Annotated in this window: 15 protein-coding genes; 4 read left to right on the top strand and 11 right to left on the bottom strand. The window is 46.3% G+C overall.

Translation table 11 applies throughout. The features are described from left to right. Positions 1-3 precede the first annotated feature (3 nt). The 7 genes from purH to FD974_RS08665 form a co-directional block, all read right to left on the bottom strand. Positions 4-1,584: a bifunctional phosphoribosylaminoimidazolecarboxamide formyltransferase/IMP cyclohydrolase gene (purH, locus tag FD974_RS08695; RefSeq protein ID WP_215364299.1), complete on the bottom strand. Its 1,581-nt coding sequence runs from the start codon at positions 1,582-1,584 to the stop codon at positions 4-6. A 47-nt stretch (positions 1,585-1,631) separates the two neighbouring features. Next, positions 1,632-1,871, bottom strand: a complete 240-nt coding sequence (locus tag FD974_RS08690) for a helix-turn-helix domain-containing protein (RefSeq protein ID WP_046330848.1) — start codon at positions 1,869-1,871, stop codon at positions 1,632-1,634. A gap of 26 nt (positions 1,872-1,897) precedes the next feature. After that, positions 1,898-2,914 (bottom strand): tRNA dihydrouridine synthase DusB, encoded by a 1,017-nt coding sequence (gene dusB / locus FD974_RS08685; RefSeq protein ID WP_215364298.1) that lies wholly within the window; start codon positions 2,912-2,914, stop codon positions 1,898-1,900. Positions 2,915-3,064: 150 nt separating this feature from the next. Then, positions 3,065-4,234, bottom strand: coding sequence for an FAD-dependent monooxygenase (locus FD974_RS08680; protein WP_215364297.1), 1,170 nt, complete (start codon positions 4,232-4,234; stop codon positions 3,065-3,067). 14 nt (positions 4,235-4,248) lie between these two features. Beyond that, positions 4,249-5,619: an aminopeptidase P N-terminal domain-containing protein gene (locus FD974_RS08675; protein WP_371817110.1), complete on the bottom strand. Its 1,371-nt coding sequence runs from the start codon at positions 5,617-5,619 to the stop codon at positions 4,249-4,251. After that, positions 5,612-6,337 (bottom strand): N-acetylmuramate alpha-1-phosphate uridylyltransferase MurU, encoded by a 726-nt coding sequence (gene murU / locus FD974_RS08670; RefSeq protein WP_251374581.1) that lies wholly within the window; start codon positions 6,335-6,337, stop codon positions 5,612-5,614. Before murU ends, FD974_RS08675 begins: the two co-directional genes overlap by 8 nt. A gap of 16 nt (positions 6,338-6,353) precedes the next feature. After that, the gene (locus FD974_RS08665) at positions 6,354-7,358 is read right to left on the bottom strand and encodes an aminoglycoside phosphotransferase family protein (protein WP_215364295.1); all 1,005 of its coding nucleotides are present in this window, start codon (positions 7,356-7,358) and stop codon (positions 6,354-6,356) included. Positions 7,359-7,391: 33 nt separating this feature from the next. Here FD974_RS08665 and FD974_RS08660 point away from each other — a divergent pair, with 33 nt between their 5' ends. Genes FD974_RS08660 through rsmA form a run of 4 tightly spaced genes read left to right on the top strand, consistent with a single transcriptional unit; the run spans position 7,392 to position 13,144 of the window. Then, positions 7,392-9,926 carry an LPS-assembly protein LptD gene (locus tag FD974_RS08660; protein ID WP_215364294.1) on the top strand — a complete coding sequence of 845 codons (2,535 nt, stop codon included), beginning with the start codon at positions 7,392-7,394 and terminating at the stop codon, positions 9,924-9,926. Continuing rightward, complete coding sequence (locus FD974_RS08655) at positions 9,923-11,374, top strand: peptidylprolyl isomerase (RefSeq protein WP_215364293.1); 1,452 nt, start codon at positions 9,923-9,925, stop codon at positions 11,372-11,374. The genes FD974_RS08660 and FD974_RS08655 overlap by 4 nt, the downstream gene beginning before the upstream one ends. Continuing rightward, positions 11,349-12,368 carry a 4-hydroxythreonine-4-phosphate dehydrogenase PdxA gene (pdxA, locus tag FD974_RS08650; RefSeq protein WP_215364292.1) on the top strand — a complete coding sequence of 340 codons (1,020 nt, stop codon included), beginning with the start codon at positions 11,349-11,351 and terminating at the stop codon, positions 12,366-12,368. The genes FD974_RS08655 and pdxA overlap by 26 nt, the downstream gene beginning before the upstream one ends. Next, complete coding sequence (gene rsmA, locus FD974_RS08645; protein ID WP_215366822.1) at positions 12,368-13,144, top strand: 16S rRNA (adenine(1518)-N(6)/adenine(1519)-N(6))-dimethyltransferase RsmA; 777 nt, start codon at positions 12,368-12,370, stop codon at positions 13,142-13,144. Before pdxA ends, rsmA begins: the two co-directional genes overlap by 1 nt. Positions 13,145-13,149: 5 nt before the next feature. Here the strand turns inward: rsmA and FD974_RS08640 are convergent, their stop codons facing one another. Genes FD974_RS08640 through glyQ form a run of 4 tightly spaced genes read right to left on the bottom strand, consistent with a single transcriptional unit; the run spans position 13,150 to position 17,509 of the window. Then, positions 13,150-13,896: a 1-acyl-sn-glycerol-3-phosphate acyltransferase gene (locus FD974_RS08640; protein WP_215364291.1), complete on the bottom strand. Its 747-nt coding sequence runs from the start codon at positions 13,894-13,896 to the stop codon at positions 13,150-13,152. A 5-nt stretch (positions 13,897-13,901) separates the two neighbouring features. Continuing rightward, entirely contained in the window at positions 13,902-14,474 is a 573-nt protein-coding gene (gene gmhB, locus FD974_RS08635) for a D-glycero-beta-D-manno-heptose 1,7-bisphosphate 7-phosphatase (protein WP_215364290.1), read from the bottom strand. Continuing rightward, on the bottom strand, positions 14,471-16,609 hold the full coding sequence (glyS, locus tag FD974_RS08630) for a glycine--tRNA ligase subunit beta (protein WP_215364289.1): 2,139 nt from the start codon (positions 16,607-16,609) through the stop codon (positions 14,471-14,473). Before glyS ends, gmhB begins: the two co-directional genes overlap by 4 nt. A gap of 15 nt (positions 16,610-16,624) precedes the next feature. Beyond that, complete coding sequence (gene glyQ / locus FD974_RS08625) at positions 16,625-17,509, bottom strand: glycine--tRNA ligase subunit alpha (RefSeq protein WP_215364288.1); 885 nt, start codon at positions 17,507-17,509, stop codon at positions 16,625-16,627. Between the last annotated feature and the right edge of the window lie 52 nt (positions 17,510-17,561).

The raw sequence follows: 17,561 nt of genomic DNA, 5'->3' as shown, positions 1-17,561 counted from the left end.
TGCTTAGTGACGGAAATGACGTGTGCCGGTGAAGATCATGGCAATTCCATGTTCATTAGCCGCTGCAATGATTTCATCATCACGCATACTGCCGCCGGGCTGAATGGCGCAACTTGCTCCCCCATTAACCACGACGTCTAAGCCATCCCGAAACGGGAAGAAGGCATCACTTGCTACCGCAGAGCCTTTGAGGCTTAAGCCTGCATTCTCCGCCTTAATGCTTGCCATGCGCGCAGAATCTACGCGGCTCATTTGGCCAGCACCAATACCCAGAGTCATGCCGTTTGCGCAATACACAATCGCATTGGATTTGACGAACTTGGCAACACGCCATGCAAACATCATGTCGTGCATTTCACTTGGGGTTGGGAGACGCTTGCTGACAACACGCATTTCATTTTCAAGAATGTTCTTCGCATCAGGAGATTGAACTAATAAACCACCGCCAACACGTTTAAAGTCAAAAGTATTAAATGCAGTGCCCAAAGGAATTTCTAAGAGACGTACATTTTGTTTGGCAGCAAAGATAGCCTTTGCTTCATCGCTAAAACTAGGTGCAATCAATACTTCTACAAACTGCTTGGAAATGGCTTCAGCTGCAGCACTATCACAGGGAACATTGAGAGCAATGATGCCTCCAAAGGCTGAGCTAGGATCAGTCTTAAATGCCTTTTGATAAGCCTCAAGTCCATTGCTGCCTACGGCTACCCCGCAAGGGTTTGCATGCTTAATAATGACGCACGCTGCAGCCCCGCCAGCATTACCAGTGAAGCTTTTGACGCACTCCCAGGCAGAGTCAGCATCGGCGATGTTGTTATAAGAAAGTTCTTTACCTTGCAATTGTTTGTAATTGGCAAGTGCGCCATCAACTGGGTAAATATCTTTGTAGAAGGCAGCTGATTGGTGTGGATTTTCGCCATAACGCATCTCCTGGACTTTTTCAAAGGCCAGGTGCAAGGTTTCGGGAAATGCAGAGCGTGACTTGTGATCAAGATCAGTACCTAAGGCGGAGAGATAGTTTGCAATAGCACCATCATATTGAGCGGTATGAGCAAATACCTTTTTAGCTAGACCCAAATTGGTCTTATAAGAAACTAGGTTCTTATTAGCTTTCATTTCTTCAAGTACGGGCGCGTAATCTTCTGGAGAAATGAGTACCGTCACATCTTGATGGTTCTTGGCGGCAGCACGCAACATCGCTGGGCCGCCAATATCAATATTCTCCACCGCATCTTCAAATGAGCAATCTGTTTTAGCAACGGTTTCATTAAATGGATAGAGGTTAATCACGAGCATGTCGATCGTATCGATGCCATGTTCTTTCAGGGCAGCCATATGCTCAGGGAAGTCCCGGCGAGCTAATAAGCCACCATGAACCATGGGATGCAATGTTTTTACACGGCCGTCTAACATCTCTGGGAACTTAGTGAGTGAAGACACTTCCACTACAGGTAAATTATTTTCAGCTAAGAGCTTTGCAGTACCGCCAGTAGAAATCAGTTTGACGCCTTGCTCATGAAGGGCTTTAGCGAACGGCACAATGCCATTTTTATCGGAAACAGAGAGTAGGGCTGTACGGATCATATTTGTCAGAAGGATTAATTAATAAGGAATTTACGTATGGGGTCTGCTTACTTCAAAAGCTGGTGTTCAACTAACTTCTTGTGCAGCGTATTGCGGTTGATACCAAGGTACTGGGCAGCCAAGGATTGATTCTGCTTCGCGTGCTGCATCACTAGTTCGAGCATCGGCTTCTCAACTACTGCAAGAACCATTTGGTACAAGTCAGATGGGGGCGTTCCTTTGAGATCATCCAAATAACCTTGGAGTTGGGTCTCAATACATTCGGTGATGGGGTGTTTATTGGTCATGGATCTAAATTCACTAAAAACTAAAATTAAGCTGCTTCTAAAAAGAGTAGGCGGTCTGAATGGGATTTCATTTCATCAAAGTAATCATTGACCATCTGCAATTGGGTTTTGCAATCATCAGCAGTGTTCATGCGTTGGCGAAAAGCATGAGAGTCCCGTAAACCTTTGCAATACCAGCCAATGTGCTTACGGGCAGTACGTAAGCCAATATGCTCGCCATAAAACTCGTAATGATCTAAGAGGTGAGCATTCATGATGTTCTGAATCTCATTGATCTGCGGTGTAGGTAACTTAGCGCCAGTTTCCAAGTAGTGATGAATCTCACGAAAAATCCAGGGGCGCCCTTGAGCGGCACGGCCAATCATGATGGCATCAGCACCAGTTTCTTTTAAGACAAATTGGGCTTTTTCTGGAGTGGTGATATCGCCATTGGCAACTACCGGAATGGCAACGCTATTCTTCACGGCGGTAATGGTTTCGTACTCGGCCTCACCGTGATACAGGTCAGCTCTCGTGCGGCCGTGAACAGTCAACATGGAGATACCGGATTTCTCGGCAAGACGTGCAATATCAATTGCATTTTTATTTTCTCGGTCCCAGCCTGTCCTAATCTTTAAGGTCACGGGAACCGCATCAGGACCTACGCCCACAGCCTGAACTACAGCTTCCAAAATTTGCTGCACTAAAGGCTCATCTCTTAACAGTGCAGAGCCGGCTGCAACATTGCAAACCTTTTTGGCTGGACAACCCATATTGATATCGATAATCTGGGCGCCATGATCGACATTGAGTTTGGCTGCTGCAGCCATCATCTTGGGATCAGCGCCAGCGATTTGGACTGCAATTGGCTTAAATTCACCTTGGTGATTAGCGCGACGCTGGGTTTTTTCGCTCCTCCAAAGCAATGCATTTGAGGCAATCATTTCAGAGACGGCATAGCCGGCACCAAGCTTTTTGCAAAGCTGACGAAATGGTCGATCCGTTACTCCAGCCATTGGGGCAACAAATAATCTATTTGCGAGAAGGTGTTGGCCAATCTTCATGGGTTACGGGCTGATTTCTGGAGAGCTTCTGGTGCTTAGGAAAGGGTGTCACTTTAGCACAAGTCGACCTAAATATGCCTAAAAAATAGGCAGATTCTGTGATTTAGATCAAATGAAGGATGCTTGTATTTTGAGGGCTGTTTCAGACTCTTAGCGCCTACCAAACATCATCTGGCGAGCTAAGGCTGTTTTGACTGGTGGGAGCCACTGGAGGGCCGATAAAGCCAATCCGCGACCCATCACAATGGGAAATAGATTGGAGGTGAAGATTCTAGCCATGAAGTCAGTTAAGCCTATGGTGGCTGACCGATCTGCCTTCCGGCTTTGGGCATAGTCCTGCAATGTTGCCTCAATCGCTGTGGCAGTTTTTTGATTCTCAGACTTAGAAAACAGGATACTGAGTTTTTCAGCTAGGAGGTAGGCATCCCTTAATCCAAGGTTGAGGCCTTGCCCTGCAACGGGATGCAAAGTTTGGGCGGCATTGCCAATCCAAACTTCATTACCCTGAGTAGTCTCTTTACGATAGTTGAGACCTAGCTCATAAAGGCGGCGATCTTGGATTTTGAGGAACCGACCAATTCGTGAGCCAAACTCGGTCTGTAGACTTTTCAGAAATTCAGCATCACTTAAAGCAAGACGCGCTTGTGAGGAGCTTGGCGTTCCACACCAAACTAAATTGAGAATATTGCGGCCATAGTGACTTGGCAAAACTGCCAAAGGTCCTTCAGAAGTAAAACGCTCCCATGCTTGATGGGGCGATGCATTCTCAACTTCGACTAAGCCAACTAAGGCAGATTGCTCATAGTCTCTGCCGGATTCCACCCAATCCTGGGTTTTAAATAAACCACCTTCAGCATGCACTACGCATTTGGCTTGAATATGTGAAGTATCGGTATCGGCGCCATTGTTGGTATTGATGTGCTCCCAAACAAAATTGGGACTCTTTGTTTGAATGACTCTTAAAGCCTGACGCAGTGTGATATGAATATCGCGATAGCGAATGATGTGACCAAGCGCATCTTGTTTTAATTCTTCTCGAGTCATGAGAGCACGACCAAAACGACCTGCTTGTGATACGTGCACTCGATGAATATCGGCGCATTCAGTAGGCCACGCATCGATGGTATCGAGCAATAACTTGCTGCCATGCGATAAGGCAATTCCTCGACTATCAGCAGCAGTTAAGTTAGCATCATCTGCAGGGTTGCGATCGAGTAAGACAATCTTAGATTCTGGAAATTTTTGCAAGCACCACGCTGCGCAGGCTAGGCCAACTGGCCCACCCCCCTGAATCAAAATATCGCAGTGCTGTTCTTTCATTGACAATAAAGTGATTAAGTATTCTTCATTAAAGCTTCAATCTCATCTGCTTTGACTGGCACGCCGCGAGAAATTAATTCACATCCAGCATCATTCACTACCGCATCATCCTCAATACGGATGCCAATATTCCAGAAGCGCTCATCTACATCATCTGCTGGACGAATATATAAACCTGGCTCAATGGTGAGGACCATGCCAGGCTTAAGGTAGCGCCATGGTTTCTCTGAAGAGTCGGTTGCTGCACTAAGTGGTTCGCGGTAAGAGCCGACATCATGCACATCCATGCCCAGCCAGTGTGAGGTGCGGTGCATATAGAAGCGACGATAGGCCCCAGTCTCAATCGCATTATCGAGGGAGCCTAATTCTGCAAGCTTGAGAAGCTTCTCATCAAGTAGGCCTTGAGTGAGCACCTTTAATGCTGCCTCATGCGGCTGCATAAATGTATTGCCAGGCTTAGTTGATGTAATTGCTGCTTCTTGTGCGGCTAGCGTGATGTCATACAGCGCGCTTTGCGGCCCAGTGAATTTACCGTTCACTGGGAATGTACGGGTAATATCCGATGCGTAGCCATCCAGCTCGCAACCGGCATCTATCAAACAGAGTTCACCGCTTCGCAGTTCAGCATCACCAGCACGGTAGTGCAGAATGCATGAGTTGGCACCGCCAGCAACGATGCTGTTGTACGCAACGCTTTGTGCACCGCTATAGCGGAACTCATGAAGCAGTTCTGCTTCGAGATGGTATTCACGCATTCCAGGTTTGCAAACTTGCATGGCGCGAATGTGGGCGCGTGCAGAAATTTGGGCAGCGCGACGCATGATGTCGATTTCATGAACATCTTTAAAGAGGCGCATTTCATGAAGCAAACTCTCTACATCATGAAACTCAGATGGTGGGTTGATACCAGCGCGTGCCTGAGCCCGTACTTGTTTCATCCAATGACGTAAGCGACGATCTGTTTCAGCGCTTTCTGAAAGACGAATATAGACAGCATCTTGATCAGCTAATAACTCACCCAGTTTTTTATCGAGCTCATGATTGCTATGGGCGTATTCCACTCCCAAGATCGATGGTGCAGCTTCTGGACCCAATCGAATGCCATCCCAAATTTCACGCTCCGCATCTTTAGGTCTGCAAAAAAGATGCGATTCCAGTTGTGGTTGTGATGTTGATCCAGCAATCTTTAAGACGAGCGTTGCGCCCGGCTCTTCAAAACCAGTGAGGTAGAAAAAATCACTGTCGTGACGATAGGGAAACTCGCTATCGCGATTGCGTGCAGTCTCAGGCGCTGTAGTGATGATGGCAATGCCACCGCTAGTTTTGGCGCAGATCAGCTTTGCAAGTTCAACTCGGCGTTGTTGGTAAATATTAGACTTATTCATGCGCTGCATTGAGCTCTTGTAATCGTTGAGGCGTACCTACATCGTGCCACGGACCGGCATATTTTTCACCGGACACTCGATTTTTGGCCATAGCCACTCTAAGAAGTGGGGCTAACTTGCTTGGCACATTGAGCTCTAAATCTTTGAAGAGTTCTTGGTGGTAAAGCCCAATACCCGAAAACGTGAGTTTTTCAGCTCCATCTAGTGGTTCGTTAGTCACTTTGGAGTCTTTCAGATAAAAGTCCCCCTCAGGATGCTGATTTGGATTTGGAACCATTAAAAGATGGGCCAAAGGCTGATTTGGCATGCTGCGTAAGGCAGAAACTTGATCCAAAAGTCCCTGAAGTGGCAGGTTTGGGCTAAAAACATCCCCATTAATTACCAGGAAATAGTCGCTGGGGTTCAGCAAGGGGAGTGCTTTGCGAATGCCCCCAGCAGTCTCAAGAGCGCTAATTTCTGGGGAGTAGGTGATATTTAGATCAAATTGACTGCCGTTTCCTAGAGCTTCCTCAATCTTGTTACCAAGCCAAGCATGATTAATCACCACATTTTCAACGTCTGCTGCACTAAGTGCCTCTAAATGCCAGGCAAGCAAGGACTTATTTTTGATGGTGAGCAGCGGTTTAGGTAATTCATCCGTTAGCGGACGCATACGCTCACCCCGACCAGCAGCAAGCAAAAGGCAAGGTATAGAGTTAGGGCTATTAGATACGCTCATGTTTGACGAATCATTCTTACTCAGATTTGCTGTTGCGGGTAGATTCCAGAATACGGGCCAAGGGTTTTAATTCAATATATCGATTGGCTGTAGCAATAGCGTATTCCAATACCAAAGGAATATCTTTGAGGTAATTCTCTTTGCCATCGCGATGAAATAGTCTGGCAAAAATACCCAAGACTTTGAGATGCCTCTGTAAGCCCATCCACTCAAAGTCACGATAGAACTGGCCAAAATCATCTGGCATTGGCAATCCTGCTTTGCGGCCAGCTTCCCAAAATTTAATCACCCAATCAATCACGCGCTCTTCAGGCCAGGCAATGTAAGCATCGCGCCAGAGTGATGCGGCATCGTAAGTAATGGGACCATAAACTGCATCTTGAAAATCGATTACACCGGGATTATTTTTTTCGGTCACCATCAGATTGCGTGAGTGATAGTCGCGATGAACGTAGACTTTTGCTTGCGCAAGATTATTTTGAATGATGAGGTTAAATGCTTGATTGATCTGAGAAGTCTGAACTTCATTTAATTCAATATGTAAATGTTTATGCAGATACCACTCTGGAAATAAATTTAATTCACGTTGTAAGAGTGCTTCATCATAGTTCGGTAGCACGTCAGGTTTGCTTGCTAATTGCATTTGAACTAGCGCATGAGTGGCGTCTTTGTAAAGCGAGTCTGCTGTCTCATTATTCAGTTCTGCAAGATAAGTTTTATTGCCTAAATCATTAAGTAGCAAGAAACCATCATCGATATTTTTTTCGAGGATCTTGGGAACATTTAAACCCGCATTTTCGAGTAGTAAATCGACCTTTAAAAAGGCATCTAGAGGCTCGTGTTGGGGTGGGGCATCCATCACGATCAGAGTCTGAAAATCCGGGTTTTGGGACTCAATCCGGAAATACCGTCTAAAGCTGGCATCTGCCGAGGCGGGGGATAAGGTGGCGAGATCTAATTGCCAGCGTGCTTCAAGGCCTTTTAGCCAATTTTGGAGGGTGATTAAGCGAGAGTCAGTCATGGTCGATTCGTATAATAAGGCGGGTCTGGATCCATGAGTCATTATCGCCGTTGCGCCGGCTTTTGCGCCCCTCTTTTTTTAGCCTTTTCCCTGCGCGTGATGATGGGGGTTGCCTTACTGCAATTTACATTGCCAAGTATGGCTCAAGCGCCTGCGCCACTGCCTCCTTCAGCGCAGTCATTAAGTAATTCCGCTAACTCAGTTTTAATCCCCGATCGGGGTGGCGTGACTGTTTTAAAGTTAGATGATCAGTTACGTGTTGGCAAGCCGATTGACGATGGTCAGGCGCTCACTTTTACTTCAAGTGATTCGATCGACGGCATTGTTGACCGGGAAATGCGTTTGAAGGGGCGAGCACAAATTCGTCGAAATGGTGCAGTGATCAAAGCCGATGAAATTAAATATGATCCAGATTCAGATGTAGCTAACTTAATCGGCAATACTGAATTCTCAAAAGGGAATGCCACATTTCGAGGTCCTAAAGCGCGATTCAGAGTGGATGCTCGCGAAGGTGAAATGGAGTCGCCTGATTACGAGTTGCGTGATAATCGTGCAAGTGGTAAAGCAGACAAGTTAACTATCGAAACAGCTGACGTTTTTGTATTTGATAAAGCTACTTACACCACCTGTACTCCAGAAAATCTCGATTGGTATTTCACAGCAAGTAAGCTAGAAATTGACAACGAGCAAAAAGAGATGGTTGGCACTCATGGTGTGATGAGATTTTTTGATGTGCCGATTGCTTACATTCCCTATTTCTCGGCACCGACTTCTAAAGAACGTCGTTCTGGAATATTGGCACCCGTAGCGGGCTATAACTCGAACAATGGTATTGATGTGACTGCCCCTTATTACGTCAATATTGCCCCTAATCGAGATTTGCTATTACTACCCCGTGTTATGGGTCAGCGCGGTGTTCAATTGGGTGCGAAGTATCAATTTCTCGATCAGCAATATGCTGGCAGCTTAGGTGGAGATTATTTGCCTTACGATCGTAAAACGGGTACAGATCGTTGGCGCTACGATTGGCAGCAGCGACAAAACTTTAGTGGCGCTTTGTTGGGCATGGGCGGTATTCCAATTGCGGGAGCTTGGACTGGGTATGCCAATATGGCTCGGGTATCGGATAACTTATACCCTACAGACTTTTCTCAAAGTATTGCTGGTGCTGTCACGAGTCAATTTCGTCAAGAGGTGGGCACTGTTAAGAACCTGACTGGTAGTTTGAGTAATTGGAATGTATCTGCCAGGGCGATGACCTTTCAAACCCTCCAGCCTGATCCAACGGTGACTGTGCAAGCCCCTTACAACATCTTGCCAAATATCAATGCTACTTATAACAATCGCCTGACACCAACGGTTGCGGATGCTAGCGGGAAGTACATCTCACTCCCATCAGGCCCAGTAACGACTTTCTCGACCGATTTCACCCGCTTTGCCTATAACATCGGCGGAAACCTGGCGGCAACTGCGCCGGGTGTCTATAGTCAAGCGGATCGAACCGTGATTAAGGGGGCAATGGCTTTGCCTCAAATTACGCCGGGGTATTTCATTACCCCAAAGGTAAGCTTTCAGTCAAACACCTATAACGCCACCCCATATAGCTCAGTGGGTGCACCAGCAGCGCAAGGCTTTACCATTCCAACCTTTAGTTTGGATTCAGGGCTTGCTTTTGAGAGGGATGCCGCAGAATTAAAAGGCTTTTTTGGGCGCGATATGTTGCTCACTATGGAGCCGAGAGCATTCTATGTATACACCCCATATCAAAGCCAAGCGCAGACGCCATTATTCGATACAGCAGATGCCGGTTTTGGGGTTACCCAAATCTTCAGTGAAAACACCTTTATTGGTAATGACCGGGTTGCGGATAACAATAAATTAACGGGTGGTTTAACCAGTCGGATGATTGAAGCCAATACTGGTGCTGAAAGAGCAAATGTCACGCTTGCACAAAGACAGGCTTTTACGGCTCAGAAAGTGGGCTTAAATGGCAATATTCTCAATCCCACAACCTATTCGGATACTCTGGGCTCTGCTTCTGTTCGCCTGCTAGGTAACTTTAGTGCAGATATGTTTGGTCAATACAACACGCAGCTCAACAAGTTTGTGCAAACGACAGTGGGCGGCAGTTGGAGGCCTACACCTGGCAGAAGTTTAAATTTTGGATACCGTAACGTTTGGTCTCCGCCTACGCAACCCTCGATTCAGAACAATACTCCTGGTACTTTGGCTCAAACGACAACTGATCAATACAACGTCTCGGGTCAGTGGCCATTGACCCGAGAGGTCTCAGTTTTAGGTAGATGGGGTTACGACGCCTTAACTACTAAAACATTAAATACCTTAGTGGCACTTGAGTGGATGAAAGACTGTTGGACTTTGCGAGGAGCTTACTCTCAGGTGCTCAATACCTCCCAAATCACGACGACTCAAGTCCTTTTTCAGCTCGAATTTAGGGGCTTTGGTAGCGCAGGTAGCAGTCCAGTTGATATCATGAAGCTGAATGTTCCTGGATATATGCCAACTTCTAAGCCTATACCACCTTCAATATATGAGAACTATCAATGATGCGTAGGAATCGATTTAAACATGTGCTAGCTACCTTGGTGTTTGGGTTTGCCATGCTTTCTCAATTAGCATTTGCTCAGGATGCATCTAAAGCTACTCCAAGCGCCGATAGTAAGATTCGCAATATTGATGGCGTTGCTGCAGTGGTGAATACTGGATATGTCACTCGCAAAGAAATTGACGATCGTATTCTGGCCTTACAAAAGCAAGGCGGGAAGTTACCTGACCCCGCTACATTACGTAAGACCGTTCTTGAGCGATTGATTATTGAAAAGATTCAGTTGCAAAATGCTGAGCAAGAAGGTGTCACTGTTACCAATAAAGAGCTCGATAAAATTATTGCTGATATCGCAGACAAAAATAAACTAACGCTCGCAGAGCTTAAGGTCAAAATTGCGGCTACTGGCAGCAGTTATGAGCGCTATCGCCAAATGTTACGAGACGATGTCATTCTGAGTCGTTATCGTGAGCGTGAGGTTGAGGGCAAGATCAAAATTTCAGATGCCGAGATTGATAACTTCATTATTGAGCGTAATCGTGCAGTAGCTGGAGGGGGCGTAAGCAGATCTGCTCCAGCTGCCAATGGCGAGCCAGAAGAAATTGATGTGGCACAAATTTTTATCCCAGCAGATGCAAGTGCTGGCGCAGGCGCTCAGGCGCAAGCCAAGAAAAAAGCTGAAGTGCTATTGCGCGAAGCGCGTGGCGATGTAGATTTCTTACAACTTGGTGCAATGGCCGCAAAAGACAATCCAAAAATTAAATTTCAAGAGCTTGGCTATCGAACGCCAGATCGTCTTCCGCAGTTATTCTACGAAGCCATTAGAAATACTGGCAGTGGCCAAGTTGCCAATGCGGTAGTAAAAAGTCCAGCGGGTTACCATGTCCTCAAAGTCTTAGATCGCCGTGCTCTCACAGTAGCTGCCCCTCCAGCGCAACAAGCCGCGCCGCAAGATGAGACATCTTCAGTGCCAAAGAATATTAAAGTGACACAGACTTTATCTCGCCATATTTTGTTGCGTAGTCGGGCAGGCCTTTCAGATCAAGATGCAGAAAGACGATTGGCTGGTTACCGTGATCAAGTGCGCGCCAAGACGGCTGATTTTGGTGATTTAGCCAAGAAGTATTCAGAAGATGGCTCTGCTGCAAATGGCGGAAATCTGGGATGGATGGGCCCCGGTGACTTAGTCCCAGAGTTTGACCAAGCGATGAATCGTTTGCAAATTGGTGAAGTCAGTAACCCAGTAAAAACCGAATTTGGTTGGCATTTAATTCAAGTGCTAGAGCGTCGTGAAGCGGAATTAACTGTTGAAAAGCAGCGTCAATTTGCGCGAGCAGCTATCCGTGAGCGTAAGTTTGAGCAGGCTTATCAAGACTGGCTGCGCGAGATTCGCGATACCGCAACGGTGAAGATCATTAACGCAGATGATCCAGCAAGTAGCCCCCGTTAATCTCGTTATTTGCTCTGGTGAGCCAGCAGGCATTGGCCCAGAGATTTCTCTTATGGCTGCACTTGCTTTTTTGGAGCGGCAGCCTGCTGCAAATATCACAATATTAGGTGATCCAGGTCTCTTTGTGGGACTTCAAAGTCTAAGCTCGCCCAACCCTCGCCTCAGCATAAGTCCGGTGAGCTTAGCGGCGCCAGTAAAACTAGGTCATTTAGATCCAAGCAATGCACAATATGTTTTAGATATTCTCAATATCGCCACGAAGGGATGTTTGGAGGGTCGCTTTGATGCCATGGTAACGGCACCCTTGCAAAAAAGTGTCATCAATGATGGCACTCAAGCTCAACAAGGCCTTTTCACTGGACATACTGAATACTTAGCAAAGCTCTGCCATCAAGATCATGTAGTGATGATGTTGTGTGCCAATATTCCCGCTGGCTTTTTGAATCTTCCAAAAGTATCCGATCTTCGAGTAGCCTTGGCTACAACACACTTACCTTTAAAAGAAGTAGCCAGCGCGCTTCATAGCGAGCATATTGTGGAAACAATCAAGATTGTTCACGACGATCTTCAGCACAAGTTTGGCATTACTAAGCCGGTTATTCGGGTGGCAGGGCTAAATCCGCATGCTGGTGAATCTGGTTACCTAGGGCGTGAAGAGATTGAGATCATTGCGCCTGCGATTGAGGATGCCAAGGCCTTGGGTATGGATGTGAGCGGCCCCTATCCGGGCGACACGATGTTTGATGCCCATGTTTTAGACAAAGTAGATGCATTTATTGCCATGTATCACGACCAAGGTTTAGCACCTTTCAAGTTTGTTAGTTTTGGGGGCGGAGTCAATGTGACATTGGGTTTACCTATTATTCGCACCTCAGTGGACCATGGAACTGCGCTAGAGATTGCGGGCAAGGGCATTGCCGATTTTGGCAGCATGCTTGAGGCCCTAGAATTGGCTTATCAGTTAGCGCTCAGCTCGAGGAATACCAATACATGATGCACCGTGCCCGTAAGCGATTTGGCCAAAATTTTTTGCAAGACTCGGGCGTAATTTATTCCATTGTTGCTGCGATTAACCCCAATCCTGAGATGCATGTGATTGAGATTGGCCCTGGTCTTGGAGCGCTGACCAGACCTTTATTAGGCGGTCTTGAGCAGCTTGATCTTTTGGAGATTGATCGAGATTTAGTTGCTTACTGGAAAGCAGAAAATTTACCTGGCTTGAATGTCATTGAAGGTGATGCACTCAAATTTGATTTTTTTGAATGGGCAAAATCACACGCATCCTCAGGGGGTGTATGCAAAGTGGTAGGAAACTTGCCTTACAACATTTCTTCACCCCTCTTGTTTCATTTGGTCAGCGCTGCTAATTTGATAGATGAGCAAGTCTTCATGCTCCAAGCAGAGGTGGTAGAGCGCATGGTTTCTAAAGCTGGAGGTTCGGAGTTCAGTAGGCTTTCAGTCATGTTGCAAGCTCGCTATGACATGGAGCTCATATTAGAAGTGCCTCCAGAAGCATTTGATCCTCAGCCAAAGGTGAACTCAGCAGTGGTGCGGATGATCCCGCGCCCAGACTTTAGCTTAAATAATGCCCAGTGGCATGCTTTAGAGAAAGTGGTTGCAGCTGCCTTTTCTCAGCGTAGGAAAATGCTGCGTACTAATTTATCGGCTTATTCAGAAAGATTGTGCTTATCTGAAACTGAGCTAAAAGCCCGTGCACAAGATATTTCAGTTGACCGCTATATTGAGTGGGCTAAAGAATTGGCCAATTAAAAGGGCTAGCTTTTTTCAGATTGATAAGCGGCAGGATCAATCACTCGCATTTCTGCTTCAATCCACTTTTCAACTTCTTGATGTAGCTGCCCGCTCGTTTTTCCAGCAGAGGCAATTGCTGGACCGATTGAGAAAATCACGGTTCCTGGTGTTTTGATAAAGCTATTTTTAGGCCAACAGCGACCGGCATTGTGGGCAATAGGAATGACTAATGCTTCAGTTGCGCTGGCTAGCCTAGCGCCACCCTTACTGTACGGTTTGTGAGAACCAGTTGGTGTTCTAGTTCCTTCTGGAAAGAGCAAAATCCATTTACCCTCCGCCAACCTCTTGCGACCTTGGCCGACTACGGAGAGAGCAGCCGTTTCTTTCTTGTTACGATTAATGTGGATCATCTTGAGTAGAGCAAGCGCCCAACCAAAAAATGGAATCCATAAAAGCTCACGCTTAAAGACAAAGCATAACTGTTTTGGCAATAGCGCAATGTAAGCAATCGTTTCGTAAGCAGATTGATGTTTACTTAAGACCACTACGGGTTGATCAAGCACAGCAGTCATATTTTCCATGCCACGAATCTCATAGCGAATACCGCATAGTGGCTGCAAAATCCAGATAACGATCTTGTTCCAAAGACCAATAAAGCGGTAGCGGTTTTCTGGATTGAGAAATGGGAATAACAAAATACACAGTACTGACCAAATGGGGGTAAAGATCAGTAAAAACAGCGCAAAAAGTATGGAGCGTATCAAGGTCATTTGCTTTAAATTCTATCTTCCAAGAGCGCATTAGCAAAGGCCATTAAATCCGCATGAATTTGCGTGCCCTCGGGAAGATTTCCTTTGTCTACTGTTTTTCTGCCCTTGCCGGTTAATACTAAATGTGGGCTTGCACCCAAAGCTATTCCTGCTTCAAGATCTCTTAGAGAGTCGCCGACGATGGGGGTACCAGTTAAAGGGAGGGTGCTATCTGTTTTTTTATAACGCAGGGCAATTTCTTTCATCATCCCCGGAAGCGGCTTGCGGCAATCGCATCCATTGGCATCCACATGTGGGCAAAAGAAGATGCTATCGATATGACCACCCAAGGGTTTGAGGAGCCTATCCATCTTGCTATGCATAGCATGTAGATCATTAATATTAAATAATCCGCGAGCTAGACCAGACTGATTGGTAGCAACTGCAATGTGATAGCCCGCTTGATTTAGTAGTGCAATTGCCTCCAAACTTCCAGGCAGTGGAATCCACTCATCACTCGACTTAACATAGTCATCGCGATCCTCATTGATCACGCCATCGCGATCAAGAATGATCAGCTTAGTAGAGCCAATGCTCATGCTAACTTGCCGAGATCGGCAATGAGATTCATTTTCTGGTGAAGTTGTTGCAAGAGTGCTAAACGGTTGTCGCGTAACTCTGGATTGGGATCCATCACCATAACGTCGGCAAAGAATTGATCAATCGGCGCACTCAACGCTACCAGCGCTTTTAAGAGATCTACAAATTGACGGTTTTCATAGGCTGCATTCAGTGCTGGTGAAACTGCTTCCAGCGCCTGATGCAGGGCAATCTCAGCCGGAAGTTGCAACAATTTACTAGAGCAGGTCGCAGGAATAGCAGTTGTAGTCTTTTTCAGAATATTACTAATGCGTTTGTTCGCTGCTGCCAGTTGGGCTGCCTGGGGTAGAGCATTAAATTCTCGTAAGGCTGTTAAGCGTGCAATTAAGTCATTAATCTGTGCAGGGGTTTGACTTAATACCGCATCAATTTCTTCAGTAGTAAACGGCTTACCAGCAACGGATTGATCTCGTAAATAGGCGCGTAAGCGATCATTGATGAAAGCATAGATATCTTCTAACTTTGCCTTATCTTGCACCTCTTTTTGTGGGAACTGTTTGCGGGCCAACTCGATTAGATCAGGCAGACTTAAGGAAAGATTTTTTTCGAGAAGAAGGCGGCAAACCCCCAAAGCATGGCGACGTAAGGCGTACGGGTCTTTATCACCCGTTGGTGCAAGGCCCACTCCCCAAATGCCTACTAGTGTCTCAAGCTTATCTGCAATAGCAAGCACAGTGCCTGTCTGCGTTTGTGGCAAAGCATCTCCAGCAAAGCGGGGCATGTAATGCTCACTGCAAGCTGAAGCCACTTCTTTATTCTCACCATCATGCGTTGCATAGTAGCGACCCATGATGCCTTGGAGCTCTGGAAATTCGCCAACCATATCAGTTAACAAATCAGTCTTAGCAATCTCTGCAGCGCGACTCGCCAAAGCGCTATCTGCAGACAATGCATTAGCGATACCAACCGCAATAGCTTGCACGCGCTTCATGCGATCGAGTTGATTGCCTAGTTGATTGTGATAAACCACTTTTCCTAGATCGGCCACGCGAGAGGCCAAAGGACGTTTTTGATCTTGCTGAAAGAAGAAGCGCGCATCAGAGAGGCGGGGGCGCACTACACGCTCATTACCAGAAACAATAGCCGCAGGCTTATCTGTTTCGATATTCGATACGATTAAGAAGCGATTACGTAATTTGCCTTGCTGATCTGTGAGTGCAAAATATTTCTGATTAGTTTGCATTGTCAGGATCAAGCATTCCTGGGGTACCTCTAAGAACTCTTGATCAAAGTGACATTCATAAATTGCTGGCCACTCTACTAGCGCAGTCACTTCATCTAATAGGCTATCGGGCATCAATACTAAGTCGCCAGCAGCGGCCTTAAGTAGGGACGCCTCAATAAACTCGCGACGCTTAGTAAAGCTTGGTAAAACCTTGCCTTTGTTACTGAGCTCGGATTCGTATTGAGCTGCTGAGTCAATCTGGATAGTTCCTGGAGCTAAAAAGCGATGTCCTTCAGTATGATTGCTGGCGTCAATACCAAGTGCACTAATATTGAGAATGTTCTTGCCATGCAATGCAGTGATGCGATGCGCTGGTCGTGCAAATTCAACATCAGCCAACTCACCATTTTTTTGTAGCACTTGGTAGTGCATCATTTTGGCGATCGGTAACTTGCTTAGTGTGCTGATAAGGGCTTGTAGGGCAGTCTCCTCAAGAGCGGCACCTTTAGCGATGACATTGAGGTAGAGAGCTTCGTTCTTCCCTTCACCAGACTTTTCAAGTGAAGTGATATCGATATCCGCATAACCTAGTGATCCTAGTTTCTTTAATAGCGGTGGCGTTGGTTTTCCTTGGGCATCAAAGGCAATGCTCGTTGGCAACAGTTTTTCTCGAACAGGATGATCTGGCGCTTGACTGAGAACATGGCTGATCTCCACAGCTAAACGACGTGGCGTGGCATATCCAGTGGCTATGGAGTTTTCGCTGGTAAGGCCATTTGCTTTCAGAACAGAAAAGATGCCTTCACTAAAAGCATCACCTAAACGACGCAGAGATTTAGGAGGAAGCTCTTCCGTAAATACTTCGATAAGCAAAGTCTCTGTTGTAGAGGCGAAATTAGATGTGCTCATAATAGTTTGCGTTGCTTAAGCTTTGACTTGACGTTGGCACATAGGGAATCCCAGTTTTTCTCGGGATTCAAAGTAGGCTTGAGCCACTGCACGAGAAAGATTGCGAATACGGCCAATATAAGCCGCACGCTCAGTCACCGAAATAGCACCACGGGCATCTAAAAGATTAAAGGTGTGAGCAGCCTTGAGCACCATCTCATACGCTGGCAATGCCAAAGGCACTTCCATTAAGCGTTTTGCTTCACTTTCATAATTGGTAAAGTTAGCAAAGAGTAAATCCGTATTGGAATGCTCAAAGTTGTAGCAAGATTGTTCTACTTCGTTTTGGTGATACACGTCACCGTAAGAAATTCCATCAGCCCAAACGAGATCGTAGACATTCGAGCAATTTTGGATATACATCGCTAAACGTTCGATTCCATAGGTGATCTCACCCAAAACCGGTTTGCAATCGAGACCGCCCACTTGTTGGAAGTAAGTAAATTGCGTCACTTCCATGCCGTTGAGCCAAACTTCCCAGCCAAGGCCCCATGCGCCTAGAGTGGGGTTTTCCCAGTCATCCTCCACAAAACGCACATCATTTTGTTTGAGATCTAGACCCAGGGCTGCAAGAGATCCCAAATACAGCTCAAGAATATTTTCGGGAGCTGGCTTAAGGACTACTTGATATTGGTAATAGTGCTGCAGGCGGTTGGGATTTTCGCCATAACGACCATCTTTGGGTCGCCGTGAAGGCTGTACATACGCAGCTTTCCAGGGTTCTGGGCCAATGGCCCGCAGAAAAGTGGCTGTGTGAGAGGTACCTGCACCAACCTCAAGGTCAATAGGTTGCAATAGGGCACAACCTTGTTGGTCCCAGTAATCTTGGAGTTTGAGAATGATTTGCTGAAAAGTAAGCATGATTAACCTAGCTAAGCCTTTGATTTTACATGGCTAAGCAGGCAAACCATCA

Origin of the sequence: Polynucleobacter sp. es-EL-1 (genome assembly GCF_018687975.1) — a bacterium.
Lineage (GTDB): Bacteria > Pseudomonadota > Gammaproteobacteria > Burkholderiales > Burkholderiaceae > Polynucleobacter.
Note: the sequence above shows the minus strand (reverse complement) of the source record. Positions and strands in the feature narration are given on the sequence as shown.